Annotated in this window: 12 protein-coding genes; 3 read left to right on the forward strand and 9 right to left on the reverse strand. The window is 32.1% G+C overall.

What is annotated here, in order from left to right:
- Window position 1: 1 nt before the first annotated feature.
- Genes ACQY44_RS19305 through ACQY44_RS19315 form a run of 3 tightly spaced genes read left to right on the forward strand, consistent with a single transcriptional unit; the run spans window position 2 to window position 9,956 of the window.
- On the forward strand, window positions 2-4,846 hold the full coding sequence (locus tag ACQY44_RS19305) for a hypothetical protein (protein ID WP_428231926.1): 4,845 nt from the start codon (window positions 2-4) through the stop codon (window positions 4,844-4,846).
- 59 nt (window positions 4,847-4,905) lie between these two features.
- Window positions 4,906-9,576 carry an RHS repeat domain-containing protein gene (locus ACQY44_RS19310; protein WP_428231927.1) on the forward strand — a complete coding sequence of 1,557 codons (4,671 nt, stop codon included), beginning with the start codon at window positions 4,906-4,908 and terminating at the stop codon, window positions 9,574-9,576.
- Window positions 9,573-9,956, forward strand: a complete 384-nt coding sequence (locus ACQY44_RS19315) for a hypothetical protein (protein ID WP_428231928.1) — start codon at window positions 9,573-9,575, stop codon at window positions 9,954-9,956. Before ACQY44_RS19310 ends, ACQY44_RS19315 begins: the two co-directional genes overlap by 4 nt.
- Window positions 9,957-10,206: 250 nt before the next feature.
- Here ACQY44_RS19315 and ACQY44_RS19320 read toward each other — a convergent pair whose 3' ends face one another.
- From ACQY44_RS19320 to ACQY44_RS19360, 9 genes are all read right to left on the reverse strand, one after another.
- Window positions 10,207-11,127, reverse strand: coding sequence for a hypothetical protein (locus ACQY44_RS19320; RefSeq protein ID WP_428231929.1), 921 nt, complete (start codon window positions 11,125-11,127; stop codon window positions 10,207-10,209).
- Window positions 11,128-11,151: 24 nt separating this feature from the next.
- On the reverse strand, window positions 11,152-11,874 hold the full coding sequence (locus ACQY44_RS19325; protein WP_428231930.1) for a hypothetical protein: 723 nt from the start codon (window positions 11,872-11,874) through the stop codon (window positions 11,152-11,154).
- A 9-nt stretch (window positions 11,875-11,883) separates the two neighbouring features.
- Window positions 11,884-13,014 carry a hypothetical protein gene (locus ACQY44_RS19330; protein WP_428231931.1) on the reverse strand — a complete coding sequence of 377 codons (1,131 nt, stop codon included), beginning with the start codon at window positions 13,012-13,014 and terminating at the stop codon, window positions 11,884-11,886.
- Between the two features lie 6 nt (window positions 13,015-13,020).
- The gene (locus ACQY44_RS19335) at window positions 13,021-13,956 is read right to left on the reverse strand and encodes a hypothetical protein (protein WP_428231932.1); all 936 of its coding nucleotides are present in this window, start codon (window positions 13,954-13,956) and stop codon (window positions 13,021-13,023) included.
- Between the two features lie 13 nt (window positions 13,957-13,969).
- Window positions 13,970-15,268, reverse strand: coding sequence for a hypothetical protein (locus ACQY44_RS19340; RefSeq protein ID WP_428231933.1), 1,299 nt, complete (start codon window positions 15,266-15,268; stop codon window positions 13,970-13,972).
- A gap of 37 nt (window positions 15,269-15,305) precedes the next feature.
- Entirely contained in the window at window positions 15,306-15,827 is a 522-nt protein-coding gene (locus ACQY44_RS19345; protein WP_428231934.1) for a hypothetical protein, read from the reverse strand.
- A 1-nt stretch (window position 15,828) separates the two neighbouring features.
- A complete protein-coding gene (locus ACQY44_RS19350) occupies window positions 15,829-17,022 on the reverse strand; it encodes a hypothetical protein (protein WP_428231935.1) in 1,194 nt (397 codons plus the stop codon).
- Window positions 17,022-18,806 carry a type II secretion system protein GspD gene (locus ACQY44_RS19355; protein ID WP_428231936.1) on the reverse strand — a complete coding sequence of 595 codons (1,785 nt, stop codon included), beginning with the start codon at window positions 18,804-18,806 and terminating at the stop codon, window positions 17,022-17,024. The genes ACQY44_RS19350 and ACQY44_RS19355 overlap by 1 nt, the downstream gene beginning before the upstream one ends.
- A gap of 133 nt (window positions 18,807-18,939) precedes the next feature.
- Entirely contained in the window at window positions 18,940-19,230 is a 291-nt protein-coding gene (locus tag ACQY44_RS19360; protein ID WP_428231937.1) for a hypothetical protein, read from the reverse strand.
- Between the last annotated feature and the right edge of the window lie 19 nt (window positions 19,231-19,249).

The following is a 19,249-nucleotide window of genomic DNA, read 5'->3' on the forward strand; positions in this document are numbered from 1 at the left end:
AATGACCAAATACCATAAGAGCCATCGTATTATTGCCACTTTTTTCTTGTTGATATTTTTTCCAACATTATTACCTAATAATTTGTTTGCTTCAAATAATGGACCAAAATCTCCTGAAGCTTCAAGTTTTGAACCTGTTGACGCAACTGATATGGTAAACTTAATTACAGGACAATATAGCTATGTATTGCCTTTATTAAATGTACCTAGTCCGGAAGGAGGATATCCCTTAGCCATGGCATACCACGCTGGTATTGCCTTAGACCAAGAAGCTTCTTGGACAGGTTTAGGCTGGAATGTAAATCCTGGAGCGATAGACCGAAATGTAAATGGATATCCTGATGATTATAAAGGAAATACCGTAACAGAATACTTCTATGATGATGGAGGAGTTATCACAACCTCATATTTATCAGTTGGGTACTCAAATGGAGGAGCTTCAGTTGGAGTTGGGTTTAACTGGGGAAGTAACCAAGCCCTTGGCGGATATGTAAGTGGAGGTATTGGTTTTGACTTAGGTGGGGGAAACTCTATTGGTGTTAATGCTAAAATTGGGACATCAAATTCTTCAATAGGTGTTGGTGTTCAATATTCAGGAGGTCTTTCAGTTGGGGTAAACGCAGATACTGATGGAACCGTGGGGGTAAGTGCGGGATTTAATAATAATGGTGAAGGATTCAATGTAGGGTATAGCACTAGCGGTAGTTATTCAATGAGTCTCTATGGAAATAATTCAACAAATTTCTCTCTGTCAACAACTAATAATCAAGGAACACACTCTTCAATAAGTATTGGAGGAATTGGTGCATCATCTAGTAAATTTAGTTATTCTGCAAATGCTGGAGATTTTGTTTTTAATTCAAAAAACTCTAACCATGGTTTTTTTATACCTACACCAATAGGGATATTTAGTCTTTCATTTGGAAAACAAAAACTCACGTACAAACTAGGAAAAGTAGTTCAAAATGATATAAGTGGACCTTTATATTTTGTTCGTGAGCCTAGCTTTAATGAATATCCTAGTATTTACTATAAAAAATATCCCGTTTTAAATGCAATGGATTATTATGAAGTAAATTTTAACACCACAAATTTCACTAATGAAAGTAATATCGAAAATAATAATGCTGTATTTCCCTCTTACGATAATTTTAATGTACAAGCACAAGGAATATCTGGAAATATGTCAGCACCAATTTTTGAAAATGGAGCTCTTTTTGGAGTTTCTCAAAGAGAAAATACAAATGGCTTTAATGTAAAATATACGTGCGATATAGATAATTATGCTAATCTACCATACTACTCTAAATTTCGCAGCAAACCTGTATTTTATTTAGATAATGAAATTAGTTCCTATTCAGAAGCAAATGTCGATCCTGTTTTACTAAATAATAATAGTACAAACTCTAACATGTTTCAACATTATAATGGTGGTGATGGATTACCAAAAAACAGACGACATACTTCTACTTACGTTGAATATTACACTAATAACGAAATTGCCACAAATAAAGCAAATTTAATCAAAGCTGGTTTTTTAGAGACTGGACAATTCACTGGTTACGATCGAGAGGATTTACTGCCTAAGGACGGTATCGGGGCTTTCAAAATAACAACCGTAGATGGCAAAACTTATCATTATTCCTTACCAGTTTACAATTATGAAATTGTAACACGAACATTTGGTGCGGATGGTAAAATAGAAACCAAAGCATATATGGAAAAAACTCAATCTACTCCTTTTGCTACGCATTGGCTACTTACTGCAGTAACAGGACCTGACTACGTTGATAATGGTGATGGAATAGCTGGTGAGGGAGATTTAGGATACTGGACAAGTTTTGAATATGGAAACTGGACGGAAGCATTTATGTGGAAAGCACCTTATAAAAATGATTATATTATTGATGACAATAATCCTAATATAAAGACTTGGATAAAAGGAAGGAAACAACTTTATTACTTAGATAAAATTAAAACAAGAACCCATACCGCACTCTTTATAAAAAGTGAACGCACAGATGCATCATCTGAAGAATTTAGCTATTCTGGTGTTACTAAAATTGATTACTTAAATAGTTTTGATTATCCTAACAATCCTTATGAATTCAAATTTAGTGTACCTGCACAAAAACAACTACGTCTAGACAAAATTATTCTTGTTAAAAACCAAGATGACACCGTTGACAAAAAGTATGGGGCTGACTCTAATTTAAGTGTTGAAATGAAATATGTAAAAAAAGATGCTTACAGTTTCAGAGTTGCTAGGTATAATATGTATGACAACGTAATTGATATTGGTGATAATTGGCAAGGTTTAATTGACAAGGCTATAAAAATAATTGATTTAAATTACGATTATAGCCTAGTACCTGGTGATAGTCGTTTAACACTTAAAAGTGTTAACTTTAAAGGAAAATCGGGAGCTTCTACACTTCCACCTTACAAATTTGAGTATAATACTGGTATCGGTCCATTCGATATCAATAACAGAGATGGCTGGGGATATTTAGCAGACAAGTCAGAGGCGTTTTCATTAAACAAAATAGTTACTCCACAAGGCGGTACTGTAGAGATTAATTATGAAAATTCAAAATTTAAGAGCATAATGTCTTCTAATTTAGAGTTCAATAATAAAAATCCTTTAAAGTACAAATGTACTATTCCTTTCGGTTCTCCATTTGGAAATTTATCAAATAATAAAATCACCTTAACTATAGGTGGTAATGAAAACTATCCTATTCAGCTTGGGCAAAGTGTAAACATAAACTATTCATACAAACTCATTGAGCCCATGCCTTTAAAAATATATCATACCAAGAATTATGTGGGTACAGGCACAATAACAAATTTACCCGAAAATCTAGGAATTGGAACGTATGAAGTAACTCTTAATGGGAGTATTTCACAGGTTCATAGAAATTATCAAGCGTCAGATGGTCCTTATCAAAGTGGTGAATTTTGTACAGTTAAAGTTGCTCTAAATAGTAATTCTATATATACTGGTTCTAGTCCACGTGTAGCAAGTTTAAAAATCTCAGACGGTATTAATAATTTCATAACCGATTATAAATATGGTCTAGATGAAGATGGCATTGGTTATGTAAGTTACATACCATACTCACAAAACATAGCAAAAGAAATACCATATAGTAATGAGCTACCAGCACCAAGAGTAATGCATGAATTTGTTACGATAAGTAATCACAAGGAAGGGATACCTTTGGAAGGTAAAATTCGCTATAGGTTTAATATAATGAAGAGCAAAGATCCAAACAAAGTAAAATTTGATGATTTTTATGAAATAATTGAAACTAAAACACCCAATTTTATCAACTCAAGCAATAAAGATGTAAGCGTTAGTAGTTTAGTGGTAAGAGATAACCTTGCTTCTATAGGACAACTTATAGAAGTACAGACTTTAAATAAGAACAATCATCAACTTAGTAAAAAAACAAATACTTTTTATAATATTACGGATAATATCAACAATATTGGAGTTACTAAAGAATCATATCAAAATTATAAAACTATAGATTATACTAATGCTACTATCAAAGATAAATGGATTATAAACTCTTCAACAAGAATAAAATATCCAAGCATCGTAAAGTCATCTACTGAACAAAAAAATGGTCATACATATACTACTTTGTATAATGATTATGATTTGATATCAGGAATTTCAAAAGAACAAGTCTATAAATCTAGTGACGGACAATCTTTTAGGAAGAGAGTTATACCTGCGTACGTAAAATATCCGGAAATGGGATCAAAAGTAGACAACATAAGCAATAAACATATGCTTTCGCAAATTGCAGTGAATTCTTCTTCTATACAAGAAAATGGGGTTTGGAAAGAAACTGGAGTAGGAATTACAACCTGGAGTAATTTATGGTCCTATAGAGATGTTAGCGGGGCAGTTATAACGCCAAATACAGCAAATGAAAAAGTATGGAGAAAGCACAAGGCATACACTTGGAATGGAACAAAAGATAACAATGGAATCTTTTTAAACTATTCAAGTACAAATGACGATAGTTTTAACTGGAATCTACCACCAGCAGTAGGGGTTAATGTGTCACAGCCTTCGCAATGGAAACAAATTTCAGAAATTACATCTTATAATCGTTATTCTTCTGCTTTAGAAATGAAAGACATAAATAACAATTATTCTTCAATTAAAATGGGTGATAACGATACTAAAACTATAGCCACCGGTAATGCAGGATATAATGAAATGTTTTATACTAGTGCAGAAAATACACCTCTAACCAATTTCTCAACTTATCTTGAACCAGAAGTAAGTTTTGTAAATGCTATTAGAAGTTCTACTTACTCTCATACAGGAAAATTTTCTGTGGCAGCTACATCAAACTCTCAATTTGGTGTAATAATGAAAGGCGGACAACATAAAGCTGGAAAATATAGAGTATCTGTATGGGTAGAAAAAACAAATGCCTCTAAAGCTAAAATAAATAGTAATGGAACTTTAATTGATTTTAAAGAATCGTACACAGCTGGAAACTGGGTCTCAAAATCAGGATATGTTGATGTTATTGATGGACAGAATTCTATATATATAGTTTCTTCTGACAGCTCGACTATTTATGTTGATGATTTGATGATTCGCCCAATATCTTCTACTATAACAGGCTATGTTTACAATGAATGGGATGAATTAACACATATTATTGGAAACAATGGTCTGGCTACACGATTTGAATATGATAAAGGAGGAAGATTAATCAGAACATATTCAGAAGTTATTGATGATATCCCAAATGGAGTTACTGGAGGTTTCAAACTAGTAAAATCAAACACTTATAATAACAAGTACTTTTAATAATATTTTAATTATTTATTAGAAATCGAAGTATTAGAGTTTAACTAAAAGAAAAAACAATGAAAAAATATATATACTATATAATTTTATTTCCAATACTTGTTTTTGCTAATTCAGGTATTAACGAAACGTCTAAATATACTAATTACGATTTAGCTGCATATGGCAATTATCCAAACTATAGTATCGCTATATCTCCAGCAGATTTATTTACAGGCAGTGGCGGAGGAGGAGGTGCAATTTCTGTAAACAATAATGTTTTAACGGTTAATTTTAGTGGTGGCTGGGTACAGCAGCCACTAAAAACTGGAGTAATAAAAGTACTCACTATTTCTCCCGCTTTACCTGATTTAGAGTTAGGTCCAGTTACAACAAATGCAAATGGTTTTCCAAATGCCTACAATGCAAAAATTGAAAATAACAGTCTTATAATCTATTCAACTGCAAATGTTTTAACAGGAGTAAATACAAATATAGCTATAAGTCGTTCCAATTATGCTGCAGGAGTTAATTATACTGCAGTATTACCAAGTACCTTTACTTGTGCAGGAAACGAAGGTTACAGTAACGGAACTATAACAATAAAAGGTGGAATTGTAACTCTTAATATGAGTGGAGCCTGGCCTAGCAAATGCAGCTTTAAGACAGGTCAAATTATCTACTTAAATACGGGTGTACCGATACAGAATTTAGAGTTAGGAATAATTAAACAAGGATCCAACGACACAAACTATAGAGCTAAAATAGAATCCAATTATTTAGTTTTTTATAATACAGGACTTGCTACTCCAGGTACAACAAGTGCTTCATTAAATTTTGTAAAAGATTTAAATGAAGGTTCTGAATTTTTAATTCCAAATGACAATTCCAATAATTGGATTCATGGAGTTTCTTATGATAGCAAAGGAAATGTAATAAGTGAAGGAAGGTCTTATTTTGACGATTTAGGAAAAGGAGATGTCACTCTAACTAAAGATTATGTAACCAATAAAATATGGGGAACAGAAACTACTTATGATAATTTTGGAAGACAAGATAAAATATCATTTGCTGCACCCTCACCTCTCAACACTTTTGAGAAAACTAGCTTCTTTAAAAGTAGTACAGAAATTGCTGCAGGCTCATATCCTGCAGATCTTCCTTTAAGTAATATTGCGGCAAGTGGTTCGTATAAAGCAACGCAATCTATAACAGCTACTGGTACTGTAGGTTCAGGATTGAATGTAACTTTAACTGCTCCAAGTATAAATTTAGGAAATACTTTTAAAGTAACTGCGACAGCAGGAAGCAGTTTTATAATTACACCTGCTAATCTACCAGATATTTCAGCAAATGCAAGCTTAGCAAATTATTATAGTGACAATAATACTGACGAACCTTATCAGGCTACAGCAACCCATCCCTTTGCTCAAACAAATTACGACGTATTAAACCCCGGTAATGTTATTAATGTAGTGGGTGGTAATAAAATAAATGGAGAATGGAAAACTGGGTATTCTTACACCATTCCTGCTGCACAGGAAATGTACTATGTGTATGGCTCTGATTATTATGATGGAGAAATTTCTAGCGGGAGAGAAGAAGTAATTACTAAGTTTTACAAATCTATAAGTGTTGATGCTAATGGTAACGAAAATGTAACTTTTACTGATAGCGAAGGCAAATTACTGGCTTCTGCAAGATCAGGTTCAGAAGGAGGGGTATCATATCCAGTTGTTTCACTTATAGGGACTCAGGGATTTGTAGATGTGCACATTCCAAAAGGCATTGCATTAGGCAGTTTAATAGGAAATCCAAATTTATATAATGTATATAATTTAAAAACAGGGTTAATCACTTCAAATATAACTGGTGGAAATACATACAGAATAGAAGCAAAAATACCTCCTGTGTCAGACCCAAAAATCTATATTTCTTCTGGAACGCCAACGTATGATGCTGGTTCCCTAGGAATAACTTATAATGTAAACTACTATGAATATGCGGTAAATATATATAACAAAACAGGGCAATTAATAAAATTTGTACAACCAAATGGATATACGAATAATACAACAATAGTAGCAAGTCCTACACACATGACTTCTCCAAATTTTGCAACTAACTATTCATATAATACATTAGGCCAATTAATTGAAACATCAAATCCAGATCAGGGAAAAAGTAAATTTGCTTACCGCAAAGATGGACAAATACGCTTTTCACAAAGTGCGCTTCAAAGCAAAAATAATGAAGTTTCATATACAAATTATGACGGTTTAGGCAGGCCTATCGAAAGTGGTGTTATTATAGGAAATCCAACAATATGGGCAACTGCAGTCAATAATGTTGATAATACTACAATTATTACAGGTCTTAATGTTAAGGAAAGAATTTTTTCTATATATGATTTTACAGAAAATACAGTTACTGATGCTGCTCTTTTACCAACAGCTTACTCCTTAACAATTTCTACAGCTTTAAATCTTGCTACTTTAGCACCAACGTATTCCAATTTGCAGAAAAACTTATCTGGTAATGTAGCGGTTACCTACAAATCAGATAGCGGTAATATTTTGAATGCAATTACTTGGTATAGCTACGATTTATATGGAAGAGTAGAATGGGTTATCCAATACAATGAAGGTATCGGTGTAAAAACTCTTCATTATGAATATGATTATAAAGGAAATGTGGAAAAGGTATTATTTCAAAAAGATAATAGAAATGAGTCATTTACGCACAAATACTCTTATAACATTAATAATGTATTAACAAAAGTTGAAACCTCAACTACAAACAATCCTTATAATTTTGTCACTAATGCAGATTATAGTTATTACAAAACAGGAGAATTAAAAAGAGTTAATATTGGCCAAGGAATTCAGGGATTAGACTATGTGTATACTCTTGGAGGACAATTAAAAAGTATTAATCATCCTAGTTTAGAAAATGCTAAAGATCCAGGAACTGACGGACTTGCCGGTTCTCCGAATGCATCAGTAACACCTGATATATTTGGAGTAACATTAGATTACTATAATGGAGACTATTTACGTTCCGGTAAAAACATAACATCTTCACCAACTGCAGGAGCAGATTATAACGGAAATATAAAAGCCGCTCGTTGGGCGAATAAAGCAATAAGTGGTGATTATTCTGGAAGCACAGCTAATCAAAAAGGATATTTATACAATTACAATCGTAACAATTGGTTAACAGGAGCTACGTTTGGAAATGCAAATTCAAGTACAGCTATTATAGCACCTACTACAAATTTAGCAGAAGGAGGGTTAACCTATGACGCAAACGGAAATATAAAATCTCTTATAAGAACCAATGAAACAGGACAGATTATAGACAATTTAGTTTATAATTATAATGGAAAAAATCAATTAAACAGTATCTCTGACAGTGGTATTGTAGTGCCTAACTTAAATGACATTCAAAATCAGACAGATTCGCAAAATTACAGATATGATGACATAGGACAATTGACTGATAATATTTCCGAAAAATTAAACTACATTTACAATACACAAGGCCTTGTAACTGAAGTAAGGAAAAACAATGTCTCTCTAGTAAAGTTCTTTTATAACGAAAGAGGGCATCGTGTAAGAAAAGAAAGTTACACTACCACACCTGGTACTACTTATTATGCTTTAGATTTTTCTGGAAATGCAATGGCTGTATATTTCTTACCATCTGGTGGAAGCATAAGTCAGATCGAATTACCTGTCTATGGTTTAAAAAGATTGGGCGTTACTAATAGAACAAATACTACAAACTATGAAATTACAGATCATTTAGGGAATGTTAGGGCTGTAGTTCAAAGGCAAGGTGAAAATACAATTACAAAATCTTACGCAGATTATTATCCGTTTGGGGAGACATTATATGGGCGTAATTCATTTGACAACTATCGATATGCTTTCCAAGGGCAAGAGCTTGATCAGGACACGCAGATGGAAGCTTTTCAATTACGTCTTTGGGATGGAAGAATTGGGAGATGGCTGTCTACTGATCCTTATGGGCAATATGCTTCTCCTTATTTAGGAATGGGTAACAATCCAATATCTGGTATTGATTCTAATGGAGGATTTTGGCAAGAATTAAAAAACTGGGTTTTCGGTCCAGGTTGGATTAGTAGTGCAGGAGCAGAAAAATTAAGATCTGAAGGCATTACTGATTTTACATCTAAATTTTCAGAAACGCCTACAGATTCTAAGGGATTTCATACAGTATCATATGCTAAAGATGGAGAAGTTGTTTTTAGAAGTTTTAGGAATGTGGATGATTTAAGATTCGAAGATGCTGTTGGATTTAAAGTTACTGTTGGCGCGCAAGCTGGATTTAACTTAAGTGAAACTTTTGCTCTTGATGTAAAACTTTTTTCTGTTAAAGTTATAGAATGGGACGCATATAAAGGCTGGTATAACATTGCAAATTCCAATGAAAGTAGTATGGATTTTTTAAATTTTAAGGTTGCAGGAATGGGGTTAAGTGGTGAATTTGGACTCACAGTCGCTGGTCCAAAAAACCAAGGGCTTGGTGCACAAGATTTTTCAGGACATGTTCAAGGAGGATATACTTCATTACTCCAAGCTGGATATGATTTTAATTCCGATGATCCTGCAAATGATGGCTTTTATACACAACATGGAGTATCTGCAGGTGGAGGCGGAATAATTGAAGTTGAATTTTACTGTCATAGCAAAATGCATCATGGCACTATCCCAAAAAAAATATGAAAACAAAACTTAATTTAACCTCTGAGCTAGGCAATATTTTTATTTATGTAACCATTATATTTGGTGTTGGAATTCTATTTTTTCTCACTTATAGTATTATAATTTTAGCAATTCCTGCTATTATAATTTGCATAGGTATAGAAATATCTTTTTACATAAAATTTTATCGCCCATTTTTAAAATTCAAAAATGTGTTTTTTGATGATGAATTTATATATTTTGATAATCAAAGTATACCGTTGAAAAGTATAATAGAAATTGAAAAAGGTAAAATAATTTATATTAAAGAAGGAGAAGATTTAGAAAATGAACTTTATTATAATTCCTTTTATAGTACTAACTTCGAAATATTAGAAAATTTTTATTACAAGACAATTTAAAAGTTTAATTGTTGAAAAAACTAAAAAAATAACCTAAAATTAATATTTGTCCATTTTGAAAAATTCTAATCTTTTGAGTTTTTTATTTAAGACAACAATGATGGATTTTCTATTACTTCGGTTATTTTAAGCTGTTTATGGCATTTATAAACAACAAAAGAGTCCGTTAGTCTCTTTTGTTGTTTATAAATATTAATTTAAATAGCCCATTTTCTTTTTTTCAGATTCTAATAAACATTTGCAAAATTTTCTATTTTAATTTACAACTTTCCAGAACCTCTAACCTCCTATTCTGCTGCTCGATAATCTTCATTAACACCTCAGTATTTTTTTGCTGTTCAATAGAATAAAGAGTTAACTCCTCAACTTTTTTTAGAAGCGCCATATTAATTTCAGAAACATTGATTCCGTTTTTCTCAAATTCTTTTGCTGATGGAATTTCTGGAAGATGTTTGTTTTCTTTTATATACTTTTCAACTTCTTTTAGATCTTTTAATTTATAATCACTTGCAAAAACATAATCAGGAGCAGGAACGGTTAAATCTACCTTTACTTCTTTTGAATGTATTGTACCATTTACTGCTAATTTTGCATCAGGGTTTTCAGTTCCTATCCCTACATTTCCTTCTGAATTCCAAATACTTCCTCCGGAAAGATAAACATTGCCTTTAAATCTATTTTGATACGGAATCTCTACTGTTTTAGTTCCTGTCATAGGCTCATCAACAGCTGTCCATCCTTGAAACCAACTGCTCGTTTCTGCCATACCCTGCGCATAAGCACTTACTGTAAATCTTTGAAAATAAACTTTATCATTAATAAAAATAACTACTTTACCATTTTCATTAGATAAGTAAACCGGTGGGGTATAACTTCCTGATGAAGACATTTTTGGTGTATGAAAATAATAACTTGATGCATTTCCTGAATCTGGTCCGTTATAATATATATAATAAACAATCGTTAGGTTTATCGTCTCTGCGGTCTGATAATTAAACCCTGTTATTGTTATAGTAGGCATTTGACTTGCTGCTGCAAAAGGCAGATTGGTTTTAATTTTAACACCATTAACCGGAGTACCATTAATTGAATAGTTTACTATATTATTATAATTCTGTGCGCTGCTGATGATTGTAAAAAACAATATCAAAATAAAATATTTTTTTTTCATAGGTTTTTAAGTATTATTTAGAGGTTACTTACTTTTAATCTGTGATTTCAATTCTTTATTTTCTTGTTTCAAAACAAATATATCTTTTTGCATTTCGATCATATATAAAGTTAATTCCTCAACTTTTTTTAGAAGCGCCATATTCATTTCAGAAACATTAATTCCGTTTTTCTCAAATTCTTTTGCTGACGGAATTTCAGGTAAATGGCTGTTTTCTTTTATATAATTTTCAACTTCCTGCAGGCTTCTCAATTTATAATCATTTGCAAAAACATAATCTGGTGCTGGAAAGTTTAAATCGACTTTTACTTCACGCGAACGGATTTTACCATTAACCGTTAATTTTGCATCTGGCGACAAAGTTCCAATACCAATATTACCTTCTGGCGAAACTCTCATTCTAATTTGTGGTTCCTGACCAGATCCATCCCATGTTAAAAAACTAATTCCTTTGTTATACATGCTTCCGTGAGATGTTCCTTGAATCATTAACTCTCCATAATTATTAAAAGGAAAAACTCCTGTTCCATCATCAGGAAATCTTCTTGTTCTATAAATAAGAGGCGTAGCCCAGTATGCATTTGTTGCTGTCCACATTGCTGTACTAGGTTCTGTTTTAGGAATTACAGTAGAAGAGGCGTTAATTGCGTTTACACTATTATCTGGTGCTGTAATAAATCCTTGCGAAATACTTTTTTGAAAACATAAAAACAAGAACAGGGAACTTAATCTAAATACTTTTTTCATTTTATTTTCTTAATTATTATTCATTTTTTCGAGCTTTTCTAAACGTTCATTCTGCTTTTTTAATTGCAATGTCAGTTCATCATATTTTTTTTGCTGCTTGTCAATATATAAATTGAGCTTTTCGGTATTTTTTTGCTGCTCAATAGAATAAAGAGTTAATTCTTCAACTTTCTTTAAAAGTGCCATATTCATTTCAGAAACATTGATTCCATTTCTCTCAAATTCTTTTGCTGATGGAATTTCAGGTAAATGGCTATTTTCTTTTATATAATTTTCAACTTCCTGCAAGCTTCTCAATTTATAATCATCTCCAAAAACATAATCTGGTGCAGGAAAATTTAAATTGACTTTTACCTCGCTTGAATGGATTGTTCCATTTACAGTAAGCTTTGCATCTGGCGATTTTGAACCTATTGCTATATTTCCGTTAACATCAATTCTCATACGTTCTGTTCCTGACGTCCCAAAAACAATATTTCTATTCATATCTGGAATTGTCGAGTATCCAGATAAATCAATGTATGACTTTACATCTACATTTGTTCCTCCACCGGCAGATAATCTTAAAAATCCGTCATCATAAAAATTTCCTCCGCCGCCATAACCTCTTATTTCTCCATTTGCTAAAGTACCTGCTGTAATTAATGGTCTTGGCAAAGTATTACTAAGTCCGCCATCTAGTGTTAAAGAGCCTGCAATAGATAATTTACTTACTGGGGAATTTGTTCCAAAACCAATATTTCCCTCTGTATTTACATTTATTGTTTCTTTTATTGCTCCAGTAGATGAAACTATTCCTATCGAAATCGAATTGTCTAATAATCTCATGTAAGACCCTCCTCTTATAGTATTTAATAAATGTAATCCTCTGTCACTTGATACTGTTACATTATTTCCTATTCCAACCCCTGAATAACTTACTTGGGGTTCACTAGCCCAAAGCATTAAATCGGCTTGGCGTGCATCATCGCCTCCTCCAATAGAATGCAATAGAATTCTAGCATCACTATGAGAACCAAATACATTTAATTTATATGATGGTGCATTTGTCCCTATTCCCACATTTCCTGTTGGCTGTAACAGATTTTGAGAAAAACTAGTTTGGACACATAAAACTAATAGCAAAATTTTCAACTTCATATTGTATTATTTTTTAGATGAATTTATCTGACTTTTCAAATCTGCATTTTCTTTTTCAACTTTATCTAAACGTTTATTTTGCTCAATTACATACAAAGTTAATTCTTCAATTTTCTGCAAAAGCTTGGCATTCATTTCTCCCAAATTAATTCCGTTTTTTAAAACTTCATCTTCATTTGGGATATTTTCTAAATGCCCTTTTTCATTAATGTGTTTTTCAACTTCTTGAAGTGTTGGTAAATTATATTCTTTTTTAAATACAAAATCTGACCAACCTGTCATATCTACTTTTACTTCCTGAGAATGAATAGTTCCTTTTACATCTAGTTTGTTTTGTGGGTTTATTTCTCCTATGCCAACATTTCCATTTCCCAAAATTCTCATCTTTTCTGTCTGGTTTGTCATATAAGATTCATTCGTAAAAAACTGCATTCCATAAGTGTTATTGCCTGCACTTTGAGTAATCGTACGTATTGAAGTGCCAAAAGTATCTATACTGCCAACATTAATTGACTGTGCAATCATTATAGAAGATTCATTGTCAACATTAGCCGAATTACGAACGAGAATATTTCCGTTACTAACTTCTAATTTTGCTAATGGATTTATAGTTCCAATACCTACATTACCATATCTTTTATTAATAATTGTATTATTACCAAGTTCATTAATATATAAAGGCAGTGACATGTGAGATTGTATCCAGCTGTAAGTTGTATTTCCTCCCATTTTTAAATTAGTTCCATTATTTGTTTCGATAGTAAGCCCTCCTACACCCGATTCATCATCCGGAACTTTAAAACGCCCTGTACCTGCTACATCTAATTTAGTTTGTGGATTTTCTATTCCTATACCTACATTTCCGCTATTTGGTGTATATATTTGCGCTTTAATTGATAGTGAAAAAATAACAGCACCAATAAAAATCAGTTTATTCTTCATAGTATTAGAGATTTTATTTTAATTGATTTTCAATTTTATTTAGTCGTTCGAATATTTCTTGAAATTTTTGGTTTTCTTTTTTTACAGCTTCATTCTCCTTTTTCATTTCAATCATGTACAAAGTCAATTCTTCAATTTTCTTTAAAAGAGCCATATTCATTTCGGCTAAATGAATTCCGTTTTGTTCTAATTCTTTTGCTGAAGGGATTTCTGGTAAATGACTGTTTTCTTTTACATAATTTTCCACTTCTTGAAGTGTTCTTAACTTATAGTCATTTGCAAAAACATAATCCGGTGCCGGAAAATTTATATCGACTTTTACTTCTCTAGAATGGATAGTTCCGTTTACGTCTAATTTATTATTTGGACTTAATGTACCAATACCAACATTACCGTACATAAACGAAAATTGACTCGCATCTAATTGCAACTTTGAATAAGTATTTGAAATTCTATTGTAAGACTGCAATCCTACAATACTAGTAGCGGGGTCCAAATAAACTTCAAATCCTTCGGCACCATTATTGGAAACTGCAAATTTTTGCTGCGGATTTAATGTTCCAATTCCAACATTACCATACATAAACGAAAATTGACTCGCATCTAATTGCATTTTTGAATGAGAATTTAAAGCTCTATTATAAGACTGTAGTCCCACAACAGTAAGGGCGGGATCCAAATAAACTTCAAATCCTTCGCCGCCATTATTAGAAACTACAAATTTTTGCTGCGGATTTGATGTTCCAATTCCAACATTGCCCACATTATTAATTCTCATTCGTTCACCACCAGAAGTTCCAAACAAAATATTTCGATCCATATCTGGAACTGTTGAATACCCCGATAAATCAATAAAAGATTTTGTAGATGAATTTGTACCTGCTCCAGCAGAAATTCTTAGAAATCCATCATCTGCTAAATCTGTTGCATTACTGTACCCTCTAATTTCTCCATTCAATAATGTACCATGTGAAATTAATGGTCGAGAATAGGTATTACCTAATCCTCCATCTATAGCTATAGAACCCGTAACGGTCAATTTGCTAGCAGGATTATCTGTTCCAATACCAACATTGCCATCGCTGCCTCGCATATAAAGAATATCCCCTCTTCGTCCTCCACCTGTGTGAGCACCAAATTTTATATATCCTTTTCCATCAAATCCCATATCCATCCTCGCAACACCACCGCTGTTAAATAAAGTATTATGAACACCGTCATTAATAATATCTAATGATCCTATCTTAGAAGCTTCTTGGGCATAAATAACCTGTGTGGCAAATGCCACAAATAATAAAAAAGTCTTTTTCATAATTTGTTTATGTTTTGTTTTTAATAATGAGTTTTGCCTAAACTCCTTTATTTTTTTGCATGATAACCTCTACAAACAATTGGTCTGTATTGGTTTTATAATTTCTCTTTTTTACAAAATTTAAGTGCTTAATATTCCCCAGCATCGGATTGTTTTCTACTTTATTAAGCAGGGCCAGGCATCCGTTAAATGATCCTTCTAAAGAAAAGGTATAACTGGTTGTGGTAAATCCTTTTTGAGAGATGATATGAGGTTCTTTAAAATCAACAATTTTTAAATGATAACTATCGCTGTAAGAAGTTAATTGCTTTAATAAATCATTCTGAAATGAGTCTGATATAATTACATCATAAGTAGATAAAATCTGGTCCAGTTGTTTTTCTTTTTGAACCAGCTGCGCCACAAGTTTTGGCATATCACTATCCTCGGCTATCTCCTGTTGTTTATTCTGGTATTCCTTATAATAATTTATGGTATTTGATATCGCAAAAGAATAACAAACGTAGAGCACTACAAAAAAACCAATTACAAGGAGTTTGTTTTTTTTATTCAAGTTCATTTTACTTCAGAGTTAAGTTTATAGAAAACGTTGTTTCATTATTTTCATCTTTTCCAAAATGTGTAATTAAAACTTTATCAACCCAATTTAGCTTTTCAATATCTTCTACCCATTTAGTAAAAGAAGCATTAGCAATTGTAGTTCCTGAAATTGCGATTACTTTATCCTTTGTAAGTATTTGTTCTTCGGCTTTGATTTTCTTTTCCAGAGGATTAAAAGTAAGTTCAGTCAGCAAAATAGAAGAGGGAACTTTATTTGTAATTTCATTAATAATTAAGGAACTTCTCGAAGTCATTCTTCCATCTATACCTTTAACTTTTTCTTCTTTTACAATAATTCTTTGTTTTATTTTACTAACATCTTCAATTGAAGATTTATTAACCAACAAAATTTCAGATGATTCCTGAGCTAGTTTATAATAGTGTGTAAAGAAAACGAAATTAAGAAGTAAGATTCCTAAAACAATCCCAACCATTATTTTAATTCCTTTATTAAAGAATGTTTTCTGATTGTAATCATTGTACAATTGGTCACTATAAGAAATTATAGAACCTGTATTGAGTGTATTATTTAATATTAATCTTAAAATTCCGGAAAAAGACAGCAATTGTCTGTTCTCAATCTGAAGATCGTTTATGGTATAGGTTATTGCCGATTCTAAAACACTTGCTGAAATTATTTGTGTTTCTTCTTTTGAAATGCTCTGATGGTTTGTATAAAGTTCACTTTCATCTGTATAAGCAATAATATCAGCTATGGAGCACACACCAAGGCTGATTCCGGCAATCGATATTTTTTGATTTTCGTAATCTTCAAGCAAAGTGCTTATATACGATTTTCTCGCTATTGCAATTACAGATTTTGTTTTTAACCTCCAAATTTCATAATAAAAATCATCCCAATTAGTATTAGGGAAAGATTTATGAAGCAATTTTTCATCAGATGGTTCAACACCTAAAACTTCTTTTTGTATTACCTGATTGGAATTTATTACTAAAAAGAAAGGCAGTTTAGTATCCCACTTTTCAGCTATTTTTCCGTTATAACTAACCCTGTCTTTTTTGGTAATTACTAATCCTTCTTTTTTCTTTTCAACTAAAAGTAAGGCAACTTTATCTTCGTTATTTATAGTGAAGTGCTCAACACCAATGTATTGTTTTCCAAGCAAAAAGGTATTTAAGGATAATATGGCCATTAGTAAATAACTGTAGGTTTAATTAACACACTCAACTTTTTCTTTGAATCTTCTCTTTTTCTCGAACTAAAAATCCATTTAATAATTGGAATTCTGGATAACAATGGTACACCCGTTCCTGAATCATTTTTTACAGATTCTTCCAATCCGCCCAGAACGATTAAGTCCTGATCTTTAACTCTAATAATTGAAGTAAACTCCCTTGAATTAATTCCCGGAGGCGCATCTTTATCTACTTTTTGTCCATTAAAACTAGACTGAATCACTTTAATATCCATAGTAATTTGTCCGTTACCAGAAACCAAAGGCATAATAGTTACCGATAATTCAGCATCGATAGGCTGGTAATTTTTTACTTCTGAAGCTTGCGGAATTTGCGATCCATAATAATTTTGATTGGTTACAACATAATACGTCGTTTCTCCAATAGACAAATACGCTTTATGTCCGTTTAAAGTTGATAACCTAGGGGAAGAACGTACTTTTAAATTTCCGTTTGTTTCCATAGCTTTTAAACTCAAATAAAAATTAGGAACAACCTGCCCAATATTTAAAGAACCAAATCCGCTGAAACCATCTATAATTTTATTGATTGTCGAAGCTCCCAAATTAATGTCGGCATTAGGAAAAACAGTTCCTTTTGTAGTTACAGGTTTATCACCAATTCCGGCTTGAATACCCGTTTCTACAGTAGCACTGCGGTTAACCTCTAACAGCATCACTTCAATTAAAATTACCGGAACAGCTTTGTCTATATAGTGTATAAAAGACTCAAATCTTTCAATATTTGCCGCTGGTCCATTTACTAAAAAGCTATTGAGTTCTTTATCAATTTTTATATCTAGATCTTTCTTTATTTCATCAGGAATAATAGTCAGAATAGATTCTGATGGATTACTACTGCTGCTTCCGCTCGAAGACGAATAATTATTGCTGCCTCCTCCACTATTAAAATTACTGTTTTGATTAGAGTAGTTTGAATTAGAATTAGAGTTGGATCTATTACTATTGTTATCAAATGAACTATAATTAGAATAGCTATTTGTATTATTTAATCTACCTGCGCTTCTGCCCTCTTTTGAAGGATCACTTAAAAGTTCGATAGAACGATGCATTAACGGAATCGATTTAATATTTCGTACCACTAATTGATCTTTTGTTCCAAAATAATAAACAGAGCCGCTTCTTTTAAATGTATAGCCGCCTCCGCCAGAAGCTGCCATTGGTGCTCCCGAATTGTTATTACTAAACTGCTGCGAATTATTTCCTTGTGAAGCACCACCATCAGATTTAGTTTCAAATAGTTTTGCTAAAAGTTCATCAAAAGTGATGTTTTTTGCTTTAACTGTTCCGTTTCCGGCACTTTCTAACGGACTGGATATAAACATATCTATATCAAGTTCATTGCCTATATCATAAACAATGCTTGAAATTGGAGTATTCTCAAAATCAACGTTTAGCAGTTTTTTATCGGCATCAACAACCGTAAAGAAAAAATTAGATTTGCGTGCTCGTTGAGGTTTATTCTGACGTATGGCATTTGGATCTGATGTTCCTTCGCTGACAAAATTCCCTTCTACTTTATCAAAAATGTAGAAGTTATCTCGTGATTTGGTTACACTTAAATTATTAGCGAATGCTAATTTATTCAATGCAGCATCAAATGGCATGCTTTTGATGTAAGCAGTAAGTAATTGATTTTCCAGACCAGGTGCAAAAACAAGATTCTTACCGCTTTCGTCCATAATTTTTCTGAAAACATCATACAATTTATCATCTTTCAAATTCAGTGAAAGTAAATTATTTGCCAGATCGTATGATACATCAATAGCTTTTAAAGCAGGAATTTCTGTTGGTTTTACATACGATTTAATAGCCAGAATATTTCCTGTAAAATCAATGGTAAGATTATATTCTTTACATAAAAATATAAGCAGATCGCCTACCGTTTACATCCGAAAAATTATTTACAATATTTATTTGGCTTAAGTTTCCGGCAACGCTAAAATTTAATTTATGAATTTGCGAAACAGCCAATAAAAAGCTTGAAAGAGAAGCTTCTTTTATATTAACATTTACTTTTTCATTTAATCCAGGAGCATCGGCAGAAATGGACTCAATATTATTTTTTAGCTGTTGAATCCGATTTTCTTGCGAAAATGAAAATTGAAAAATTAGTATAAAAAACAGCGTAATTATTTTTCTCATGAAATTATATCAGTTGTAG

Origin of the sequence: Flavobacterium sp. (genome assembly GCF_965277525.1) — a bacterium.
Lineage (GTDB): Bacteria > Bacteroidota > Bacteroidia > Flavobacteriales > Flavobacteriaceae > Flavobacterium.